At 65.4% G+C, this 21,631-nt stretch carries 18 protein-coding genes and 1 pseudogene; 8 read left to right on the top strand and 11 right to left on the bottom strand.

The genetic code is table 11. From position 1 onward, the window contains the following. Positions 1-255: 255 nt before the first annotated feature. The 6 genes from acs (at position 256) to L1F31_RS04060 (ending at position 6,613) form a co-directional block, all read left to right on the top strand. Positions 256-2,205, top strand: coding sequence for an acetate--CoA ligase (gene acs / locus L1F31_RS04085; RefSeq protein ID WP_265419412.1), 1,950 nt, complete (start codon positions 256-258; stop codon positions 2,203-2,205). A gap of 147 nt (positions 2,206-2,352) precedes the next feature. Next, positions 2,353-3,210, top strand: coding sequence for an SDR family oxidoreductase (locus L1F31_RS04080; protein WP_265419411.1), 858 nt, complete (start codon positions 2,353-2,355; stop codon positions 3,208-3,210). A 75-nt stretch (positions 3,211-3,285) separates the two neighbouring features. Continuing rightward, positions 3,286-4,269, top strand: coding sequence for a patatin-like phospholipase family protein (locus L1F31_RS04075; protein ID WP_265419410.1), 984 nt, complete (start codon positions 3,286-3,288; stop codon positions 4,267-4,269). Between the two features lie 33 nt (positions 4,270-4,302). Then, entirely contained in the window at positions 4,303-4,650 is a 348-nt protein-coding gene (locus L1F31_RS04070) for a hypothetical protein (RefSeq protein WP_265419409.1), read from the top strand. A gap of 144 nt (positions 4,651-4,794) precedes the next feature. Beyond that, complete coding sequence (locus L1F31_RS04065) at positions 4,795-6,240, top strand: sugar porter family MFS transporter (protein ID WP_265419408.1); 1,446 nt, start codon at positions 4,795-4,797, stop codon at positions 6,238-6,240. A gap of 10 nt (positions 6,241-6,250) precedes the next feature. Then, entirely contained in the window at positions 6,251-6,613 is a 363-nt protein-coding gene (locus tag L1F31_RS04060; protein WP_265419407.1) for a universal stress protein, read from the top strand. A 7-nt stretch (positions 6,614-6,620) separates the two neighbouring features. Here the strand turns inward: L1F31_RS04060 and L1F31_RS04055 are convergent, their stop codons facing one another. Together L1F31_RS04055 and L1F31_RS04050 are read right to left on the bottom strand one after the other, a co-directional pair. Further along, positions 6,621-7,454: an isocitrate lyase/PEP mutase family protein gene (locus L1F31_RS04055; RefSeq protein WP_265419406.1), complete on the bottom strand. Its 834-nt coding sequence runs from the start codon at positions 7,452-7,454 to the stop codon at positions 6,621-6,623. 47 nt (positions 7,455-7,501) lie between these two features. Then, complete coding sequence (locus tag L1F31_RS04050) at positions 7,502-8,212, bottom strand: ArsR/SmtB family transcription factor (protein ID WP_265419405.1); 711 nt, start codon at positions 8,210-8,212, stop codon at positions 7,502-7,504. A gap of 129 nt (positions 8,213-8,341) precedes the next feature. On the opposite strand from L1F31_RS04050, the gene mgtE reads away from it, so the two are divergent. After that, on the top strand, positions 8,342-9,709 hold the full coding sequence (gene mgtE, locus L1F31_RS04045) for a magnesium transporter (RefSeq protein ID WP_265419404.1): 1,368 nt from the start codon (positions 8,342-8,344) through the stop codon (positions 9,707-9,709). Between the two features lie 38 nt (positions 9,710-9,747). Here the strand turns inward: mgtE and L1F31_RS04040 are convergent, their stop codons facing one another. The 8 genes and pseudogenes from L1F31_RS04040 to L1F31_RS04010 all read right to left on the bottom strand — a co-directional run bounded on the left by L1F31_RS04040 (position 9,748) and on the right by L1F31_RS04010 (position 18,993). Next, on the bottom strand, positions 9,748-11,535 hold the full coding sequence (locus tag L1F31_RS04040; protein WP_265419403.1) for an ABC transporter ATP-binding protein: 1,788 nt from the start codon (positions 11,533-11,535) through the stop codon (positions 9,748-9,750). After that, positions 11,532-13,352 (bottom strand): ABC transporter transmembrane domain-containing protein, encoded by a 1,821-nt coding sequence (locus L1F31_RS04035; protein WP_265419402.1) that lies wholly within the window; start codon positions 13,350-13,352, stop codon positions 11,532-11,534. Before L1F31_RS04035 ends, L1F31_RS04040 begins: the two co-directional genes overlap by 4 nt. 60 nt (positions 13,353-13,412) lie before the next feature. Next, positions 13,413-14,102, bottom strand: coding sequence for a GntR family transcriptional regulator (locus L1F31_RS04030; RefSeq protein ID WP_265419401.1), 690 nt, complete (start codon positions 14,100-14,102; stop codon positions 13,413-13,415). Positions 14,103-14,111: 9 nt separating this feature from the next. Continuing rightward, positions 14,112-14,345, bottom strand: a pseudogene (locus tag L1F31_RS19040) (GntR family transcriptional regulator); the annotation flags it as partial. Between the two features lie 43 nt (positions 14,346-14,388). Then, positions 14,389-15,414: a 4-hydroxythreonine-4-phosphate dehydrogenase PdxA gene (gene pdxA, locus L1F31_RS04025; protein WP_265419400.1), complete on the bottom strand. Its 1,026-nt coding sequence runs from the start codon at positions 15,412-15,414 to the stop codon at positions 14,389-14,391. Continuing rightward, positions 15,414-16,661 (bottom strand): four-carbon acid sugar kinase family protein, encoded by a 1,248-nt coding sequence (locus L1F31_RS04020; protein WP_265419399.1) that lies wholly within the window; start codon positions 16,659-16,661, stop codon positions 15,414-15,416. Before L1F31_RS04020 ends, pdxA begins: the two co-directional genes overlap by 1 nt. Continuing rightward, a complete protein-coding gene (locus L1F31_RS04015; protein WP_265419398.1) occupies positions 16,658-17,680 on the bottom strand; it encodes a 2-keto-3-deoxygluconate permease in 1,023 nt (340 codons plus the stop codon). The genes L1F31_RS04020 and L1F31_RS04015 overlap by 4 nt, the downstream gene beginning before the upstream one ends. A gap of 134 nt (positions 17,681-17,814) precedes the next feature. Further along, entirely contained in the window at positions 17,815-18,993 is a 1,179-nt protein-coding gene (locus tag L1F31_RS04010) for an acyl-CoA dehydrogenase family protein (RefSeq protein ID WP_265419397.1), read from the bottom strand. 208 nt (positions 18,994-19,201) lie between these two features. Here L1F31_RS04010 and L1F31_RS04005 point away from each other — a divergent pair, with 208 nt between their 5' ends. Then, entirely contained in the window at positions 19,202-20,098 is an 897-nt protein-coding gene (locus L1F31_RS04005; protein ID WP_265419396.1) for a LysR family transcriptional regulator, read from the top strand. A 51-nt stretch (positions 20,099-20,149) separates the two neighbouring features. Here the strand turns inward: L1F31_RS04005 and L1F31_RS04000 are convergent, their stop codons facing one another. After that, the gene (locus L1F31_RS04000; protein WP_265419395.1) at positions 20,150-21,580 is read right to left on the bottom strand and encodes an aldehyde dehydrogenase family protein; all 1,431 of its coding nucleotides are present in this window, start codon (positions 21,578-21,580) and stop codon (positions 20,150-20,152) included. Positions 21,581-21,631 lie beyond the last annotated feature (51 nt).

Below are 21,631 nucleotides of genomic sequence, written 5' to 3'. Positions count from 1 at the left end.
CAGACCACGCTACCGAATCGACGGCGCAGAATAGGCCCGGTTGCGGAGTTCTTGCGGAGAGACTGCGCCATTCACACGAAGTCTGTGGCATCCGGCAGAACGAAACCTGGGTCATTCGCGCATGGCACGATCGTCTGCGGGCGAGCCGCCTGCCGCCCCGTCCCGCCCTTGAATTCCCCACCAACTGGAGTAGGTTGAAGATGAGTTCGAACGCATGCCCCACATCGTGGTGGTGCCTGGCGAAAGGAGTGCACGATGACGAACAGTCCGACGATCGAGGAGCTCAGCCACGAAGACCGCATCTTCCCACCTCCGGAGGAGTTTGCGGCGCAGGCGAATGCCAAGGCCGACGAGTACGACAAGGCCGCTGCCGACCGCCTCGGATACTGGGCGGAGCAGGCCAAGCGGATCACCTGGGACACACCCTTCGACACGGTTCTCGACTGGTCGGACAAACCCACTGCCCAATGGTTCGTCGGCGGGAAGCTCAATGCCGCCTACAACTGTGTCGACCGGCACGTCGAGAACGGACTCGGCGATCGTGTCGCCTACTATTTCGAAGGCGAATCCGGTGATACCCGCACGATCACCTATGCCGATCTGCTCCGCGAGGTCTCGAAGGCCGCGAACGCGCTCACCGAGCTCGGGGTGAAGACCGGCGACCGGGTCGCGATCTACATGCCGATGATCCCCGAAACGGTGTTCGCGATGCTCGCCTGCGCCCGCCTCGGCGCCCCGCACACCGTCATCTTCGGCGGCTTCTCATCCTCGGCGATCGCCGACCGCGTCAAGGACTGCGGCGTCGAGTTCGTCATCACCGCCGACGGCGGCTACCGCAAGGGCAAACCCTCAGGGCTCAAATCCGTCGTCGACGAGGCGATGGAGGACTGCCCCGAGGTGCGCAATGTCCTCGTCGTCCGCCGCACCGGCCAGGACATCGACTGGAACGATGACCGGGATCTGTGGTGGCACGACGTCGTCGACCGTCAGTCGGAGACGCACACACCCGAAGCCTTCGACTCCGAGCATCCGCTCTACATCATGTACTCCTCGGGAACGACCGGAAAACCCAAGGGAATCCTGCACACCACGGGCGGCTACCTCGTCGGCACCTCGTTCACTCACTGGGCGGTCTTCGACATCAAACCCGAGACCGACGTCTACTGGACCGCCGCGGACATCGGCTGGGTGACCGGCCACTCGTACATCGTCTACGGGCCGCTGGCCAATGGTGCCACCTCGGTGCTCTACGAAGGCACTCCGGATACTCCGCACCGCGGTCGCTGGTGGGAGATCGTTGAGAAGTACAAGGTCTCCATCCTCTACTGCGCCCCGACGGCGATCCGACAGTTCATGAAGTGGGGACGCGACATCCCCGCGAAATTCGACCTCAACAGCCTGCGCCTGCTCGGCAGCGTCGGTGAGCCGATCAACCCCGAAGCCTGGATGTGGTACCGGGAGCACATCGGCGGGAACCGGTGCCCGGTCGTCGACACCTGGTGGCAGACGGAGAACGGCAGCATCCTCATCAGCCCGCTGCCCGGAGTCACCGCGACGAAGCCGGGATCGGCGATGCGTCCGCTGCCCGGGATCGTCGCCGACGTCTTCGACGACGAGGGCAACTCGGTCGAACCCGGCAACGGCGGCTATCTCGTGGTCAAGGAGCCGTGGCCGTCGATGCTGCGCACCCTGTGGGGAGACGAGGAGCGCTTCCAGAAGACCTACTGGTCGCAGTACCCGGAGGTCTACTTCGCCGGTGACGGTGCGAAGATCGACCGGGACGGGGACTTCTGGGTCCTCGGCCGCGTCGACGACGTCCTCAACGTCTCCGGCCACCGGATGTCGACCGCGGAGATCGAATCCGCGCTCGTCGCCCATCCGAAGGTCGCCGAGGCGGCTGTGGTCGGTGCGCAGGACGAGATGACGGGACAGGCGATCGAAGCCTTCGTCATCCTCCGTGAGAGCGCCGCTGACGGCGGAGACGACGTCGTCGCAGAACTGCGGAACCATGTGCGCTCCGCCATCGGTCCGATCGCGACACCGCGATCGATCATGCTCGTGCCCGACCTGCCGAAGACCCGGTCGGGCAAGATCATGCGTCGCCTGCTCAAGGATGTGGCGGAGAAGCGCGAGGTCGGCGACGTCACCACACTCGCGGATTCCTCGGTCATGGACCTCATCCAGAAGGGCGTCTCCGAAAGCTGATCTGACCGAGCCGCGAGATTTCGTTCGACACCCCTTGCAGTGACCCACAACACACTGATGTACTGTTGAGTAACATGTGGTGGGTCGCTGCAGGTCGGTGATCGCACCCGAAGGCCGAAAGACACTCGACTGCAAGGATGCGTACGAATGACACGTGGAACCGAAATCGCCGGCGCCAAGGTGCTGATCACGGGAGCCGGAAGCGGAATCGGCAGGCTCATGGCCCTGGAGGCAGCGAATCGCGGGGCAGCCGAGATCATCATCTGGGATCTCTCCGCCGACAGCGGAGAGGCGGTGCGTGTCGAACTGGAGGCCGCTGGGACGAGAGCCCGATCCTTCGCCATCAACGTCGGTGATGCCGACCAGGTCGCCGCCGCTGCCGAGCAGACCGGACCGATCGACATCCTCATCAACTGCGCCGGCATCGTCACCGGCAAGAAGCTCCTCGACATGGACGAGGCCACGGTCCGCCGCGTCTACGACGTCAACACGATGGCGCTGTACTGGACGACCAAGGCGTTCCTGCCGGCGATGCTCGAACGCGACCATGGCTCGGTGGTCACCATCGCCAGTGCCGCAGGCCTGACCGGAGTGGCCAGGCAGACCGACTACTCGGCGAGCAAATGGGCGGCCGTCGGCTTCACCGAATCGCTGCGGGCAGAGCTGCGCGCCGACGGCAGCCGGGTGAATACGCTCGCCGTCTGCCCTTTCTACATCAACACCGGCATGTTCAAGGGAGTGCAGACGAAGTTCCCCCGCCTGCTCCCGATCCTCGAAGAGAACGATGTGTCCGTCCGCGTCCTCGATGCTGTGGAATCCGGTCGTGAGCAGTTGGTCATGCCCTCGCTCGTCCGTCTGGTCCCCGGCGTCCGGCTGCTGCCGACCCGCGCCTTCGACAAGGTCATGGACATCCTCGGCGTCAACCAGACGATGGACCACTTCACCGGTCGGACCGGACAGGACCGGACGCGGATCTCCGCTGCCTCAGCCGGCGGACGGCGGTAGGTCGAGTCGTTCCCAGGCGCCGCCTCGGCGCGGGTCCACAATAGAACGAGGGGACAAAGGATCAAGGAGGCGGACATGGCCATGACCGACCTGGTCCTCGAAGGCGGAGGGACGAAGCTGCCCGGTCTCGTCGGGGCCGTGGAGGCCCTGTCCGACGGCGGCTACGACTTCCACCGCATCGCCGGGACCTCGGCCGGAGCGATCGTCGGTTCGCTGACCGCGGCGGGACTCACTCCGCAGTCGCTGCGGGAGAAGGTGCTCGAACAGGACTTCAGCGAGTTCGAGGATCTTTCCCCCGCCTTCCGTCTCTTTCCCTGGCTGGGTCGCGTGCAGGGTCTGCTGCTGCACAAAGGCATGTACAGAGGCGATGCGCTCCATGATTTCCTCGCCGAGGCGCTGGCCGACCAGGGAGTGCGCACCTGGGCTGACCTCAAGCTCGACGATCCCGGCGGTGCGATCCCGCCGGAGCGGTCATATCGGCTCGTCGTCATCGTCTCCGACGTCTCCCGCGGGCGCATGCTCCGTCTGCCCTGGGACTACGAAGAGGCTCTCGGCGTGGACGCGGACAGTCAGTCCGTCGCCGAGGCGGTGTGTGCTTCGGCCGCGAGTCCGTTCTTCTTCCGCCCCCGCAGTCTTCCCGCCCGGCCGAGTGTGGCGGGCGGGACGTCCGTGCTCGGCGCCGACGGCGGCCTGCTGTCGAACTTCCCCGTCGACGTCTTCGACCGCAAGGACGCGAAGCCGGCACGGTGGCCGACCTTCGGCGTCATGCTCTCGGCCCGACACACGGCCGCTGCCGAATGGCGGCCCAACGCCACGACCTTCCAGTACGCGAAGTCCCTGATCTCGACGATGCTCAATGCTCATGACCGCAGGCACATCGACGATCCCTCGGTCACCGAACGCACGGTCTTCGTCGACACGTCCGGCCACAGCAGCACGGATTTCGCTCTGAGCAGTGAGGACAAGCTCGACCTCATCGCCTCCGGACGGTCGGCCGGAGAGAAGTTTCTGGCCCACTGGGACTGGAACCGGTGGAAGGAACGCTTCGACAGGGTCTAACGTGGGAGACCCGCACCCGATCAAGGAGGCAGCATGACCGAGAACCCCGACGACGACTTCATCGAACCAGGCGCCGAGGGTCCCGTGGGCACCGGGATCGAAGGAGCCGACGACGCGCTCATCGACGACACGAGTTGGGACGACGAAACCGAAGCACCCGACCTCGACGGGGAGTTCGACGCCGATCCGGTCGCCGCTGCCGAACAGGGAAACCGCGACGGCGATGAGATGGTCTCCGACGGCGACGACGACTTCGAGGTCGCCGAACTCGCCGGCGACGACCTCGATGTCGATGCACTCGCCGATGATGACATCGACGAGGTCGAAGTCATCGACGGCATGCCCGAGGTCATCGACGGCTCCCCCGACGACGAGACCTGATACGCGAGCTTCTGACCCCTCAGACGACCGCCCCGGATTCCGCCACGCGCAGGAGTCCGGGGCGGTTCCCTACCCGGCTGTGGCTCACCCGCCCTGTTTCCGACAGCTTCCCATGTGCTAAGACAGTAGGGAAAGGAGTCGCCCATGCCACCTGGATCCCCGCGTCGCCCGTCGACGTCCACGGCGACCACCCGATTCGACCTCCCCCACGTCGGCAGCGGCCGCCCCGTCCACCGCCTCGGCGTCATCGCCACGGTCGCGACCTTCGGCGGACTGCTCTTCGGATATGACACCGGAGTCGTCAACGGCGCCCTCGAACCTCTGAGCAAGGATTTCGGACTCACCCCGCTCAGCGAAGGCCTCGTCGTCGCCTCTCTCATGGTCGGTGCCGCCTTCGGCGCCGTGTTCGGCGGCCGCGTCGCCGACGCCTGGGGCAGGCGCAAGACGATCCTGCTGCTGGCCGGGGTGTTCATCCTCGGCACGCTCGGCTGTGTGTTCGCCCCCGAGGCGATCTTCCTCATCTCCGCCCGCTTCGTCCTCGGCCTGGCCGTCGGGGGCGCCTCGGCGACGGTGCCTGTCTACCTCGGTGAGATCGCTCCCTCCGAGAAGCGCGGCAGCTATGTCACCCGCAACGAACTGATGATCGTCGGCGGTCAGCTCGCCGCCTTTGTCATCAACGCGGTGATCTTCAACTTCTTCGGCCACGTCGATTCCATCTGGCGGTGGATGCTGCTCGTCGCCCTGGCCCCGGCCATCGCACTGCTCGTGGGCATGATCTTCCAGCCCGAGAGTCCCCGCTGGCTCATCGCCCAGGGCCGGTCCGATGAGGCCCTCGATGTGCTCAAGCAGGTCCGCTCCCCCGAACGCGCCGAAGCCGAGATCGCCGAGGTCACCCACCTCGCCGCCGAGGACGCCAAGGAGGCGACCGGCGGCCTGTCCGACCTCGGCACCCGGTGGGTGCTGCGGCTGGTCATCATCGGTGCCGGGCTCGGCTTCTTCCAGCAGCTCACCGGCATCAATTCCGTCATGTACTACGGCACGCAGCTGCTCACGAACGCGGGCCTCGACTCCGGGGTCGCGATCATCGGCAACATCGCCAACGGAGTGTTCTCCCTGGCCGGCATCAGCCTGGGCATGTATCTGCTCAACAAGCTGCCGCGCCGGGTCATGTTCCTCACCGGCTACGCCCTCATCGCGCTCTTCCACACCCTCATCGCTCTGACCGCGGTCATCGTCCCGGCCGGGCCGGGACAGGCCTGGACGGTGCTGGTCTTCCTCGTCCTCTTCGTCTTCTCGATGCAGGGCACCGTCGGTCCGCTGACGTGGCTCATGCTCTCGGAGATCTTCCCGATGAAGATCCGCAGCTTCGCGATGGGCATCTGCGTGTTCGTGCTGTGGATCATGAACGCCATCGTCGCGCAGTTCTTCCCACCGCTCATCGAGGGCATGGGCATGACCGCGACCTTCGGCATGTTCGCCGGCATCGCCGTCATCGCCTTCGTCTTCCTCGCGGTTCTGCTGCCGGAGACGAAGGACAAGGACCTCGCGGAGTTCGAACGCGAGTTCAAGGCCAAGTACGGACGCAGATAAAGGAGCCCTCATGTCAGTCGCCGTCGCTCTCACCGACAGTCCCGAAGGCCGCCGGGCCCTCGATGCGGCCGTCGCCGAGGCGCAGAACCTGGGGACAGGTCTGTTCCTCATCAACCTCACCCTCCACGACTTCACCGAGGAGGAGCTCCCCTCCGGGCTCGAGGTCACCGTCGTCAATCGGTCCGGACGCGGGGATCGTGACCCTGTCACCGCCGTCATCGACGAACTGGGTGACCATCCCGAGGTCGATCGGCTCGTCCTCGGGGTCCGTGCTCGGTCGCGGGTGGGCAAGATGATCCTCGGTTCGGTCGCGCAGCGGCTCATCCTCCGCTCCCCCGTCCCCGTGCTCACCGTCCGACAGGACGGACGCTGACGCTGGCTCAGTTCAGTTCGGTGAAAGACCGGTAGGAGCGCACATTCTCCGTTTCGGCCGGGCGATCGTCGGCAAGGACGGCGAGGGATCGCAGCGCCTCCGACATAGCCGCACGGTAGAGCAGCGATCCGGTGCTGATCCGGGCCACCCCCGCCTCGGCGAGCATCGTCCGCGAATAGCGCGGGCTGGCCAGCACGTTCACCGGAACCCGGCTGCGGGCGGTGATCGTCTCGATCGTCGCCAGATCGAGGTCACCGGGGACGAAGATGCCGTCGGCTCCCGCGTCAGTGTAGGCGTCGATGCGACAGAGAACCTCGCCGAGGTTGTCCTGGCCGAGCCAGAATGTGTCGATCCGTGCGTTGACGAACAGATCCGGAAACGCCTCCTTGACGGCGCTGACCTTCGCAGCCAAGACCGCGGTTTCGCTCATCCGTCCGTGCCGCGAGTCCTGGATGTTGATGCCGTCGATGATGAGTCCGCCGGTGGTGGGGACGGGGTCGGCGGGGTCGGCGGGGTCGGCGGCGAAAGCCTCGCGCACGGCGGCGACGACGGATTCCGGACTGTCCCCGTAGCCGTCTTCGAAATCGCAGGTCAGCGGCTGTTCCGGCAGCGCCCGGCGAAGGGCGGCGACGAGGTTCGCGGTCGCGGTGAGCGCCTCACGGTCCTCATCGGCGGCACCGATGGCGGCGGCGATGCCCAGACTCGTGGTGCCGACGGCACGGTGCCCCGCCTCGGCGAAGAGCTGCGCACTCGCCACGTCCCAGGCACACGGCAGGATGAACGGATCCCCTGGGATATGCAGGCCGCGGAAGGTGCTCGCGGTGTCGATGGGTGTGCTCATGTCGTGTCCCCGATCTGCGCGTTCGCTGTCCTGGCGCATTCGGCGCCTCAGAGATGGTTGTCGTGGACGGCGAGCACCCAGGCGAGGTGCTCACGACCGTCCGGGGTGATCTTCAGCGCCCGAGAGTTCGGACGTCGCACGATCCATCCGCGGTCGAAGAATGTTCGGCAGATGTCGTCGCCGAGGTGGCCGCCGAGGTGGGAGCGGCGTTCCGTCCAGTCGAGGCACCGTCGCACGAAGGGTCGCGCCGACGACCTCGGTGGTCTGGCGTCGAGTCCGAATGCTTCGGCGAGGCCGGACCGCCCGGCTTCGGTGACGGTCAGGGACTCATCGATCCATTCTCGCTGGGTCAGGGCAGAGAAGAGCCGGGTGCCGAAGCGGCCTGCGATGTGCCTGTAGCAGGTTCGGGCGTCGGTCAGCTGGCGGTCGCGGGTCTTCGCCGTCAGCGACGGTGCCGCGGTCAGCGTCCCTCCTGCCAGCGCTCCGGTGTGTTCCAGCCAGTCCGCGATGTCGGTCGAGGCGATCTGGACATAGCGGTGCCGGCCTTCGCGTCGCTCGGCGAGGACACCGTGGTCGATGAGGATGCCGGCGTGTTCGGACAGTGAGGACATCGGAACGGACAACGCGCGGGAGAGCTCGGTGAGCGTCCAGGCACGACCGTCGAGGACGCTGGCGCAGATCATCACGCGGGTGGGATCGGCGATGGCCGACGCCAGGGCGGCGATGTTCGGCGCGGACTCCGGGAATCTCCTCGTCATGGCTCCATCGTAGGTCCGTGTCGCTTCGGTGCGGCCCGAAATGTCCCGGTTCGTGCTCGGGGCAGGGTCCGCCTCGTGCATAGCCTAGGCTTGACTGCGGGAGTTTCCGTCCGAGGTGAGGGGGCATGCGTGGTTGATACGACAGAGAGCACCGAGGCGGCCGACCGACTCGAATCCGCGCTCACCGGCCGCATCGATCCGACCGCCCTCGATGAGATCGCGACCGTGGCCCAGCAGGTGCCGCAGGCCGAGATCGCCCGCCTCGTCCACACGTCGACGCCTCTGCAGTCGGCGATGCTCTTCCGGGTGCTGCCGAAGGCCGAGGCCCTCGCGGTCTTCGAGAACCTGCCTCCTGCCTATCAGGCCGAGCTCATCGGCAATCTCCGCGAACCCGAGGTCGCCGACATCGTCGAGGGTCTTGACCCCGATGACCGTGCCGAACTCTTCGGCGAACTGCCCGCCGGCGTCGCCAGCCGCCTGATGAAGGGGCTGACCGCCGAGGAACGGGAGATGACCTCGGCGGTCCTCGGCTATCCGAAGTCCGCGATCGGTCGCTACATGTCTCCCGAGGTGCTCGGTCTCCATGAGGATTGGACGGCGGCTGCCGCGATGGAGGTCGTGCGTGCCCGCATCGACGGTCCCGAGACCGTCTACCTCCTGCCCGTCGTCGGCCCCGGTCGGGTGCTGCGCGGGGTGGTGTCGCTGCGCAATCTCATCGCCGTCGACCCCGACACCGTCATCGAGGACATGGTCCGCGATTCGATCAGCACGCATGCGCTGAGCGACCGTGAGGAGGCGGCGCGTGAGTTCCTCTCCCACCGGCTCATCGCGATGCCGGTGACGGATCAGGAGGACCGCCTCGTCGGGATCCTCACCATGGATGACGTCCTCGACATCATCGACGAGGAGGACGCCGAGGACATCGCCCGCAGCTCCGGTTCGGAGCCGCTCGATCGGTCCTACCTGTCCTCGACGATCCTGCGCCTGGTCAAGAGCCGCATCGTGTGGCTGCTCGTCCTCGCCGTGTCCGCGATCCTGACCGTCCAGGTCCTCGAGGTCTATGAGGACCGGCTCGATCAGGTCGTCGTCCTGGCCCTGTTCATTCCCCTGCTCACCGGCACCGGCGGCAATACCGGCAACCAGGCAGCGACCACTGTCACCCGGGCCCTGGCCGTCGGTGAGGTGCGCATCCGTGATCTCTGGAAGGTGATCTGGCGGGAGCTGCGTGTCGGAGCCATGCTCGGTTCGGTACTCGGAATCTTGGGCTTCGTCATCGCCGGACTCGTCTACGGATGGCCGATCGGCCTCGTCATCGGGCTGACGCTGCTGTCGGTGTGCACGATGGCCGCAACCGTGGGCGGGCTGATGCCGATCATCGCGAAGAAGCTCGGCGCCGACCCTGCTGTGTTCTCCAACCCGTTCATCTCCACGTTCTGCGATGCCACTGGCCTCATCCTCTACTTCACCATCGCCACGACGGTGCTCGGGCTGAGCTGATCGGGTTCTGGGGCTCAGGTGAGCCGGTCCGGGAGACCTCAGCCGGCCCAGGCCGCCCAGAGTTCCGCGTAGCGCCCGCCGGCAGCGACGAGTTCAGCATGCGATCCGTCTTCGACGACGCGTCCGTGTTCCATCACAAGGATCCGGTCGGCCTTCTCCGCCTGACTGAGCCGGTGCGCGACGATGAGCGCACCACGGCCGGCAAGGGCCGCCTCGGCGGAGGCTTCGAGGACATGGGCTCCGGCGGATCCCGCCTCGGCGGTGGCTTCGTCGAGGATCGCGAAGTCCGGGTCGGCGAGGACGAGGCGGGCCAGCGCGAGCGTCTGCTCCTGGACAGCGTTCAGCCGGATTCCGCCCTCCCCGATCTGCGTGTCCAATCCCCGCGGCAGCGACTGCACCCACCCGGCGCCGACAGTGTCGAGCGCGGACCACACGGTCGCGTCGTCGGCATCGGGCTTCGGCAGGGTCACGTTCTCACGCACGGTTCCGGAGAATGTGTGGACCTCCTGGGCGACCATGGCGATGTGCCGGCGCAGCGCGGATTCGTCGAGGTCGGTCAGAGCCGATCCCTTCGCCGAGGCGGCCCCACCATCCGTGAGACGTGCCCGTCCGTGACCAGGCACGGACAGGCCCGCGGCGATCCTCGCCAGCGTCGTCTTTCCGGCACCGGTGGTGCCGACGACGGCGATGTGCTCACCAGGGGCGATGCGCAGGTTCACACCGCGGAGCACGTGATTGTCCGTGCCCGGGTCCTCGTCGTAGGTGAACCACAGGTCCTCGAGCACGAGCGTGGGGGTGGCGGGTGCGGTCTGGGTCGACCGCCTCGGCGAGGTTCTCGCCTCGTCGATGACTCCGACCATGCGGGTCAGTGAGGCGCCGGCTGACTGGACCTGGTCGAACAGGCCGACGAGCGCCCCGATGGGGTTGAACAGGCGGTGGAAGACCAGGGCCGCTGTGGTCACGGCTCCGGCGGTGGACTCGCCGAACCAGACGAGGGCGAAGCCTGCGATGAGGAGCAGGGAGAGCACAACCGCTTCGGCGCGATTGTTGCGACCGAAGGCGCGGGTGACGAACCGGAAGACACCGATCGACAGGTCGCGGGCGTGAGCGGAGGCGGAGTCGATGCGACGCATCTCCCCGGCCTCGGCGCGAAAGGCGCGAAGGGTCGCGGCCCCGGTGAGGCCGCCGAGGAGCCTGCCGGCTCGCCGTCCGAAGGCTGCGCGCTCTTCCTTGTAGATGGGTTCTGACCTGGGCAGGTACCAGCGCAGGGTGAGCCAGTACATCGGCACGGCGACGAGCCCGGTCAGCCCGAGACGCCAGTCGATGGCGGCGAGACCTCCTGCTGAGACGATGACGACGAGGAGGGATTCGACGATGAGCGGCAGCACCTGGGCGGCGGCTTCGCCGATCTTCCGAGAGTCGTCGGCAACGCGGGAGACGAGGTCGCCGGTGCCGGTGGCCTCGATCCGCTGCGACTCGAGCGTCAGGGCCGAGTCGACGACCTCGGTGCGCAGTTCGGCGACGACGGGCATCGCGATGTGGGCGAGCGCCCAGGCGCCGATCCATGTGCCGGCGGCCATGACGACGCCGGCGATCGCGACGGCGACGGCGCACGTCCACACGACCTCGGATCCGGCACCGGCGGGCAGTTCGTCGACGAGGCGGCCGATCGCCCACGGTCCGACGAGTCCGGCCCCGGCATTGGCCAGTCCGGCGATGACGAGGACGACGATCCAGCCCGAGCGCCTGCGCAGCAGCGGGGCCAGGTGAGCGAACGAGGCTCGGCGGGACGCGATCGTCAGGGTGGTCTGTGTCGGCGCCGTCATCGGGTCACCGCGTTTCTGTATGCTTCAGCGCTGTCTGTGTCGGCATCGAGGAGGTCGGAGTGGTGGCCGCTGAGCACAGGCCCGTCGGTGGGGACGAAGACCACGGTGTCGGCGGCAGCGAGGAAGGCCGGCGAAGAGGTGAGGATGAGGGTGGCCTGTTGCTGTGTTCGGCGGCGCACTGTGCTGAGGCCCTCGGCGATCCGCGCTTCGGTGACGGCGTCGACAGCGGTGGTGGGTTCGACGAGGACGAGGATGTCTGGGGCGGCGTGCAGCGCACGAGCCAGTGCGACGCGCTGCCGTTGGCCGCCGGAGAGATTGCCGCCGAGCTCTTGGATCCGGTGGTCGAGGCCGCCGTCGACGAGGTCGAGCAGCTCGTCGACGCCTGAAGCGGTGAGCACTTCGGCGGAGATCGGCAGGTGGGCGGTGGTGGTCCGGGGCGTGTCGGCTGGGTGGACGGCTGTGCCGGGCTGGGCTGGGCCGGTGTCGTCGGCGGCGGCGACGACCATGGCGATGTTCGAGGCGATCGTGCCTTCGAACAGATCGACCTCGTGCGGTGCGACGAGCATCGTTTCAGGACCGAGGCTGCGAGAGTGGGCGGTCAGGGCCTGCAGCACGGCGGCTGCGTCCTCGGCATCAGCGGCGACGATGCAGGTCAGAGATCCTGTGGGGGCGGTGAGGTGACCGTCGGGTGTCGGCCAACCGGTGATGGTGACTCCGGACGCGGTGGTCGCGACTGCCGGGCGGGTGCCGGCGGCATCACGGGTGGAGGGGGCCGCCTCGGTGAGGGTGTCTGTTGCGGTGGGGGTGTCTGCTGCATCGTCGGGGTCATCTGCAGAGCCGGGGTCACCTGCAGCGTCGATGCTGGTGAGCAGGCGGGCGATGCGCTCGGCGGCTCCATGGGACTGGGCGAAGAGGCCGACGATCTCGGCGAGCGCGCGCATGGGCTCGGTGAGGAAGGCGGTCATGCCGAGGATGCCGATGAGAGCGCCGACGCTCATCAGGCCCTCGGTCAGGCGGAGGCCGGCGACGATGAGGACGATCGCCAGCACCACGGACATGACGAGCGCCCCGAGTCCGGCCAGGCGTCCGGTCCTCTCACCTGTGGCGATGCCGGCGACGGCGGCGGCATCGGAGGTGGCGCGGTAGCGGCGCACGGCCCACGGCTCTCCGCCCATCGCCTTGATCACGCGCAGCCCGTGCATGAGATCGGAGGCCGAGCGTCCGGCGGAGGCGACGGCTTCGAGCTGTGCGGTCGCTCGCTTCGACACGGAACGGCCGGGCAGGGCGACGATGACGAGGCCGATGGGGACCGCAATGAGGACGACGAGGCCGGTCACGGGATCGGCGATGAGGAGGAAGACGGCGGCGGTGATCATGCCCAGCACCGAGGCGATGCCGCGTCCGGCCTGCTGGAAGGACGCAGCCGCGGTGTCTGCGTCTGCGGAGGCGATGGACAGGACCTCTCCCGAGGTGCGGTCGGCAGGCAGGGCGGAGGCGGTCAGCGCTGCGTGTGTGATCTCGACGCGCAGGGCGTGGGCTTCGTGTTCACGGGCGGCGTTGCACAGGCGGGCACCGAACCGGTAGCCGACAACGCTGAGCACGGTGAAGAGGAGGCCGAGGCCGATGATCGAGACGATGAGCGCGGGGATCGACAACGGGATGATCGCCCGGTCGACGATGATGCCGATCGCCACCGGCACAAGCGCTTCGCAGACCTGCCACACCGACAGGGCACCTGCTCCGCCGATCAGCGGACGGAGACGCCGGCGGGCGGCTCGGCGCAGCAGCTGCGCACCGGTTTCAGGGATCTTCGGCACGAAGGCTACCCTAACATCGTCGGTATTCGAAGGGCTTCGGTTCGGACTCTGCTGTTCCGGTCATTCCTCGGTAGAATGCCCGACATCGGCCGCGAACGTTTGCAACGCCTCAGCGAGTGCTTCTGCCTGGCGACGCAGATCGGCTGTGCCTTCGGCGGCTGACATATCATCGGGAGGCGGGGTGCCGTAACTATGATGCCTAATACTGCGATCGGCCCCAGCGTCGACGTCGAAGACCACCCGGTCTCCTCTGTGCCAGGTACAGAAGTATTCGACTGCTCGGCCGCCGTCATCCTGGCTTGTACCCTCGAGTACGAGCAACGGAGTCCCGTTGGGAACTCCCATATCTGCGGCGACATTTCCCGAAGCCGAGACTGCCCTCACTTGCCGATGACCGGCCGAAACGGGAATACCGAACCGGGTGTCGAGTATTTCGTGCAATGAGGCGTTGACAAGGTCCTCGGACTGGAGCCCCGGTACGGTGGTCCTTGCCAGCCAGGTGTGGATGAGAGCTATGGGCTCTCCGCCGACTCTGCGCAGACGCAACAGTGAGACGAGGTCCGTGGTGCCCAACGCGTCCTCTGCTCGAGAGATGAGGTCCGTAGCGCCCAGTGCATCCTCGGCGCGAGGGGAGGACGCCAGACTGAAACACAGCACCTCTGTGGTCACGATATCGTCAGGACTCGCGATCTGTGCGGAGAGTCCGGACATCTTCTGCACGGCGCGGTGGTGCTCGTGCTTGGGTGCCACTACACTTCCCCGCCCACGCCCGCGTTGGATCAGTCCATCGTTAGTGAGCCCAGACAGCGCCTGTCTGACCACGGAACGAGAGATGCCGAATCGCTCTTGGAATTGCGCTTCTGTGGGTAAATGAGCCCCAGGTGGCAAATCACCTTCCAAGATCGCCCCACGCACCACATCCCCGAGTTGCTTGTGGAGAGGGAAGTCGGCGGACGGGTCGAGCAGGGTCGGTGACTGCTCATCGATCCACATAGTTACTCTTCCTCAGGGGGCTCAAGGGCGACTTCAGGGTATCTCACATCGCCTGCGCGGCCTCCCACACGACATTCCACTTCGGCGCCAGCGCAGCCGCGCGTTCGATCGACAGCACCAAACTCGCTTCTCGGGCGATGCCCTGTCCGGCGATGTCGAAGGCGGTACCGTGGTCGACCGAAACGCGCACCACCGGAAGCCCGACGGTAATGTTCACGCCGTCGTCACCATAGACAGCTTTGAACGGAGCGTGGCCCTGATCGTGGTAGCACACGACTACGAGGTTGACCTCGCCGCGAACTGCGGAGGGGATGAGAGCGTCGCCTGGCAGCGGACCGTCAACGTTGAGTCCCTGCTCTTTCGCCGCAGCAACGGCTGGTGCGAGCACATCGGCATCCTCATTGCCAAACAGCCGATTCTCCCCCGCATGCGGATTCAGCCCCGCAAGTCCGATTAGCTCGTCAGGTGTACCCATCGATTCGGCAAAGGCGCCCGCAAGTTTGAGCACGCTGAGAGTGCGGTCGAAGGAGATGTCTTCGATTGCCTGACGCATCGATACGTGCGTGGTGAGGTGGAAGAAATAGAGGTCTCCGGCTGAGAGCACCAGCGAATAGTCCTTGACACCGAACTCATGGGCCAGCAGCTCGGTGTGGCCCGGGAACTGGTGACCACCGGCATGCATGGCAGCCTTGTTCAGCGGTGCGGTGACGATGCCGTCTACTGCACCGGCCTTGGCAAGCCGGCAAGCTTCGACAACATAACGATAAGAGCCGTCTCCAGCAGAGGCACTGAGCTTGCCCACTGCAACATCCGCCAGAGACTGACCGACTTGAATAACTTCGACAGTGCCGGGAATGTTTCGAGCTTCTTCGGGAGAGCCGATCTCTCGTACTGCTGAGACATCTCCTCCGACGGTTTCGACTCCACGCCGGATGGATGCCACGTCGCCGATCACGACCGGCACGCACTTCTCTCGCAGGTCATTGTGTCCGAGCAGCGACTTCGCGGTGATCTCAGGCCCGATCCCGGCAACGTCTCCCACGGTGATAGCCAAAACGGGTAGCTTCATTATTCGTTTCCTTCTATTTCGTAGTCCAATAGATCTGCGGCGATATGTGCGACATCAAGACGACGGCCGAATCCGCCTGCCTTGGTGACGACGGTCGTCCCGTGGCGACCCCCACCGCCAATGGTGCCGATCGGAATGCCCTCTCGTACCGTCGCATGGATTTGAAGGCTATGTGCACCAAGATGGTTGAGCACAGCTCTCGCACCTTCTCCTCCTAGCAGCATTAGTCCGGCCGACGAGTCGGAGCCAACAACCGCGGCCGTCGTCTCGGCGATGAATTCTGCGACAAGGTCCGTCTGGGAGGTCCGTTCTGACGGAGGACTGATGACAGTGATTGGTGCGACAGAGCCGCTTGCTCGGACCTCCGTCAGCCACTCACGACGTGCTCCACCTTCCAGGACCTGCGCAAGCTCCGGTTCCCGAACGTCGACTATTCCAGGCAACGTCTCAGTGAGGGCGACAATCTGTTCTCGGGTCACAGTATGTAGAGAACTCGCGACGATGACCAGGCGTTTGCACGTCGGCGCGGTCCACACCCTGGGCTCAAGGTCCGACCCCCAGACACTCGAGAGGGCGGAAGCGAGTCCTGCTGAACCGACGGGAACGATGTTTCCGCCCATTTCAGAGGCCACCTCGGCGATGATTCTGAGATCGTCGTCGGTGCTGGCATCGACGGTCAGCGACATCGATGCCGACCCACGAATGCTTTCGATCGCACCCTTCAGCTGTTCGCGATCAAGAGGACCGACGAGAACGGTGCTGCCAGGCAGGATATCCGCAACAGCGGATGTCGTCACCGGAGTGACCGGGTCTGTTCGGATCGCCGTCTCGTCGACCGGGACACCGTCAACCAGGAGCCTTCCACCAACGACTGTCCGGCCCATCGCTGGGTATGCGGGGCAGACAAGGGCAACCGCTTCAGGATGCCTCGACTTCCATTCTGCTAGGGCCCCTTCGATCTGCGCGGCGACGGAACCTCGGAGCGTGGAGTCGATTTTGAGAAAGAGTCGTTGATTCGGCGCGGCTGCACCCGAGCGCACAGCATCCTGAGTCTTCTGACATGCCTCGTCGGCATTCATGGCTCGAGCGTCTGTGACTCGGGCACTGACTGTTCCGTCCTCCTGATTCTCACGTCCGGGCTCGGCCAGCTGCAGTCGGGTTTGCCAACCGGCACGAGCGAACTGCACAGAGGAGTCAGTAGCTCCCGTCAAGTCGTCAGCGACGACCAGGACCGCCGGGGAGGTCATAGCCCCTCGGGGCGCAGTGGGGCCGACTCAGTTTCCTCGTTCTGGTCTTTGAGCCCGCCCTCACGCTTGAGGACCCATGCGGCAAGCAGCGGGGCGAGCACTGCGGAAACAAGGACCGCTGAGGCGACCTGGGCGGTTGCTACCTCAACATAAGGCTCAAAGGTCGGATCAGCTCCGGCGATGATGGCCGGAGTGGCAATGGCATTTCCTGCCGTCGTGGCCGAAGCGATGCCAATTCCAGACTGCTTGCCGCGTCGAAGAATCCACCGGTAGCCGAAATAGGCCAATGTTCCAGTGAAGAGAGTTGCGAAGGCTCCGACAAGAAGGCCGGAAAGACCACCTGTGACGACGTTGCCAAGATCGATTCCGGTTCCGAGCGCAAAAGCAAAAAAGGGGATGACCATGTTCGGAATCGGCCGCATAATCTCTGTCCACTTCTCATCGAGATTGCCGACGATGACGCCAAGAACGAGCGGGATCACCGCAGCCAGCAGCAGCGTGTATGGGATGTCAGCAAGTCCTGCGGCACCGAGGAAGAGCATGGAGAAGAACGGACCGTCATTGATCGCTGAAGCCATATAGGCTCCACGATCGCGAGCATCTCCATAGCGGCCGGTAAAAGCAAGCCAGAGACCACCGTTGCTGTTGTCCATAGTGACGATCAAAGCAAGAATCGAGACCCCGAGGATTCCATCGATGCCCACGAAATGACCGAGAAGGACAACAAGGAATGCCGGGATGATCGACTTCGTCAGGAGAATAGTTCCAGCCGTAGCCAAGACAGGCCCCGACGTCTTCAGCGTGATCTGCATACCCGTAGCAAAGATAAGGATGCCGATGAGCGGCAGAGCCGAGTCCTTGAAGAGTGCTGTGGTGAAGTTTCCGAGGTCAAGAAACCCGGGGAAGAAGGTCCCGACGATGGAGCCGAGGATGAGCGGAATGAGCATGATTCCACCCGGAATCCGGTTCATTCCGTCGAAGAGCGGTACGCGGCTTCTGATCTGTGATCCGGCAACCATGACGAATCCCCTTTGCAAGAAGTGATGTGAGCACATCAATGTTTATTTGTACGTACACAGTGTACGTACAAATTAACAAAGCGCCAATACCACGTTACTGCGGACTGCAGGCCGCCAGACTCACCTCTCCCCTGTCAGCGGAATGCCTGCTGGCCGGTGATGTGACGGCCGAGGATGAGGGTGTGGATCTCGTCAGTGCCTTCGTATGTGCGCACTGATTCGAGGTTGTTCGCGTGCCGCAGCGGCGAATACTCGAGGGTGATGCCGTTGCCGCCGAGCATCGTCCTGGCTTCGCGGCAGATGGCGATGGCTTCGCGGCAGTTGTTCAGCTTGCCGACCGAGATCTGCACAGGGTCAAGGGTGCCAGCGTCCTTGAGGCGTCCGGTCTGGATGGCCAGGAGGGTGCCCTTCTGGATCTCCAGGGCCATGTTCACCAGCTTCTCCTGAGTGATCTGGTAGGCGCTCAGCGGCTTGTCGAACTGGAGGCGATTCTGCGCGTAGTCGAGGGCGACCTCGAAGGAATCGCGGGCGGCGCCCATGGCGCCCCACATGATTCCGTATCGGGCCTCATTGAGGCAGGAGAACGGACCCTTCAGTCCCGTGACCTCGGGCAGGACCGCCTCGGCGGGCAGCTTGACGCTCTCCAGGTCGATATCGCACTGGATGGAGGCGCGCATGGACAGCTTCTGCCCGATCGGGGTGGCGGTGAAGCCGGGGGTGTCGGTGGGGACGAGGAATCCGCGGATGCCGTCGTCGGTGGCCGCCCAGATGACGGCGATGTCGGCGATCGAAGCCAGGCCGATCCAGCGCTTGGCGCCGTTGATCTCCCATCCCCCGTCTGGGGTCTTCGTCGCGGTGGTCGCCATGGATCCGGGGTCGGAGCCTGCGGTCGGTTCGGTGAGTCCGAAGCAGCCGATGATCTCGCCCTTGGCCATGCCGGGCAGGTAGCGGTCCTTCTGCTCTTCGGAGCCGAATTTGTGGATGGCCGACATCGCCAGCGATCCCTGCACGGAGACGAAGGTGCGCAGACCGGAGTCGCCGGCTTCGAGTTCGAGGGCGGCAAGACCGTATTCGACGGCGGAACGGCCGGGGCATCCGTACCCCTTCAAGTGCATGCCGAGGAGTCCGAGTTCACCCATCTCTCGCACGATCTCGGTCGGGAAGATCGCGCTTTCGTACCAGTCGGCGATATTCGGGCGGATCCGAGCGTCGACGAAGGTCCGGACCTTGTCGCGCAGCGCCAGCTCGTCCTCGGTGAAGAGACCCGCGAGGTCGAGCAGGTCGGACGGGTCGGTGCTGATATCTGCGGTCATGGTTGGCTCCTGGGACGGTTGGCGGCTGGGCGGGCTTGTTTGGACTGCGAAGTCCTTCTCTTTCACTGTGCCACTCGCATTACAACAAGTCCAAGACTTAATATTGACCCTATTGATTGTTCTGATTGATCAATCCGTGGCGGCTGCGCCTCAGCTGCCGCGGAAGCCGCGAGGCGGTGCCGAGATACTGAGCCAGAGGAGCACCGGCATGGAACTGAGACATTTCGAGGCCTTCGTCGCCGTTGCCGAGGAGCTGCATTTCGGCCGTGCCGCCGAGAAGCTGCACATCGCGCAACCCGCGCTGAGCCAGATGATCCGCTCATTGGAGAAGGAACTCGGGGTACGGCTCTTCGACCGCACGACGCGTCGAGTGCGCCTGACCGCCTCAGGCGAGGCGATGCTCGAACCCGCGCAGGCAATCGGAACGCAGGTCGACGGGGCGAAGCGGATCGCACGTGCCGCCCAAGACGGTGCGGTCGGTCGGGTGCGGATCGCCTTCGGAGGGACGAGCGGCTATTCGATCCTCTCGCTCATCGCGCGTGAGGTGGCGGCCAGACAGCCGGGCATCAGCCTCGATCTCAATCCGCAGATGTACTGCGGTGAGGCCGCACAAGCCGTGCGCGACGGCGACATGGATCTCGCGGTCGTCAGTCCGCCGGCACCGGCGGGCATCGACGTCCACGTCATCCGGCAGGAGACCGTGATGGTCGCCGTACCGAGCAGCCATCGATTGGCTGACGAGGATGAGATCTCGATGGCCGACCTCGCTGACGAACCGTTCATCTCCTATGCGCCTTCGCACGGTTCACAGGTCAGGGAGGTGATGGTCCGGCTGGCCGATGAGGCCGGGTTCCTGCCGCATGTCATCCAGGAGGCGCCGGACCCCTACAGCCTGCTGGCCCTCGTCGGCGCTCAGGTGGGAGTGGCTGTGGTCGTCGAGTCCTCGGACCACATCCGCATCGACGGTGTGCGCTATGTGCGCCTCGCCGAGGGCGGTGATGCGTTCACACTGGCGCTCGGCTGGCGCCGAAACAACCCCTCGGAGGCCTTGGCACGAACCCTCGACATCGTGAAAGACCTCCTCCCCTCCCCTCTTGCTACATGACGGCGCCCCAGCAACCCGGCGCTGGGTTGCTAGGGCGCCGTCACGTAGCAATTACCAGGAGATGACCTGGGGGACGCTGACGTGCTTGAGGCCTTCGAGGCCGAATTCGAGGCCGAAACCGGACTTCTTCACCCCACCGAAAGGCACGCGGGGATCGACAGCACCGTGCTTGTTGATCCAGGTCGTACCCGCTTCGAGTCGGGCCGCAACCCGACGGCAGGCATCAAGATCTGTGCCCCACACCGAGGATCCGAGACCGACTTCGAGTTCGTTGGCCCATTCGATGGCCTGCTCGAGATCGGTGTACTTGATGATCGGCAGCACGGGACCGAACTGCTCCTCGGCGACAAGCGGGTTGTCGTTGTCGATGTCGGCGACGAGCGTCGTCGGATAGAAGTACCCGGGCTGCTCAGCAGCAGGGTCACCGCCGGTGAGCACGCGCGCTCCCCCATCCTTCGCCGCCTGCACGAGGTTCGCGACGATGTCGTACTGCTGCTTGTTCTGCAGCGGTCCGAGGACGTTCTCCTCGTTCAGGCCCACGCCCATCGGGGACTGCCCGGCCACCTCGACGAGAGCCTGGCAGACCTGGTCGTAGAGCGATTCGGGGACGTAGAGCCGCTTCATCGCCGCACAGGTCTGACCGGTGTTGATGAATGCGCCCCAGAACAGATCCCCGGCAATCGCCTTTGGGTCCGCGTCATCGAGCACGATGCCCGCGTCGTTGCCGCCGAGTTCGAGGGTGATGCGGGCGAGGTTGTCCGCGGCGGTGCGCATGATCGCCTGCCCGGTCTTCGTCGATCCGGTGAACATGATCTTGTCGACATCGGCATGGCTGGTCAGGGCGGCGCCGACGGCTCCGTCGCCGGGCACGACGGTGAGCACATCGGCCGGCAGCACCTGGTTGACCACGGCCACGAGCGCCTGCACGGACAGCGGGGTGTACTCCGAGGGTTTGAGGACGACGGTGTTGCCCATCTTCAGCGAGGGGGCGAACTGCCAGACGGAGATCATCATCGGCCAGTTCCACGGCCCGACCGCACCGACGACACCGACAGGCCTGTAGTGGAGTTCGGCATGGGTCTCCCCGTCATCGACGAGGACTTCGGGTTCGAGTTCGAAGGCGGCGTTCGCACGCAGCCACGCAGCGCACGCGCCGACTTCGAAGCGGGCATTGGGGCCGTTGAGGGGCTTGCCCTGTTCACGGGAGAGGAGCTCAGCCAGCGCCTCGGCGGAGGCTTCGATGGCGTCGGCGGCCTTGCCCAGCAGTTCGCTGCGTTCCTGAGAGCTGCGCTCGGCCCAGGCAGGCTGGGCCCGGTGTGCGGCGGCGACGGCCGAGTCGATGTCGGCGGGGGTGCCTTCAGCGGTGCGGCCGACAACCTCACCGGTGGCGGGATCAAGGATCTCGCGACCGGAGGGGTCCTCGATCGCCGTCAGGATGGCGGCCGCGGTTGTGAGGTCGGTTGCGGTGGTCTCGGTGGTCATGATGCTCCTTTTATATCGGGGACTGTCAGATCAGTGGTGGGTGCGTCGGAC

The organism is Brevibacterium spongiae (genome assembly GCF_026168515.1).
GTDB lineage: Bacteria > Actinomycetota > Actinomycetes > Actinomycetales > Brevibacteriaceae > Brevibacterium > Brevibacterium spongiae.
The sequence above is the reverse complement of the archived record's forward strand: the minus strand, read 5'-3'. Positions and strand labels throughout refer to the sequence as shown.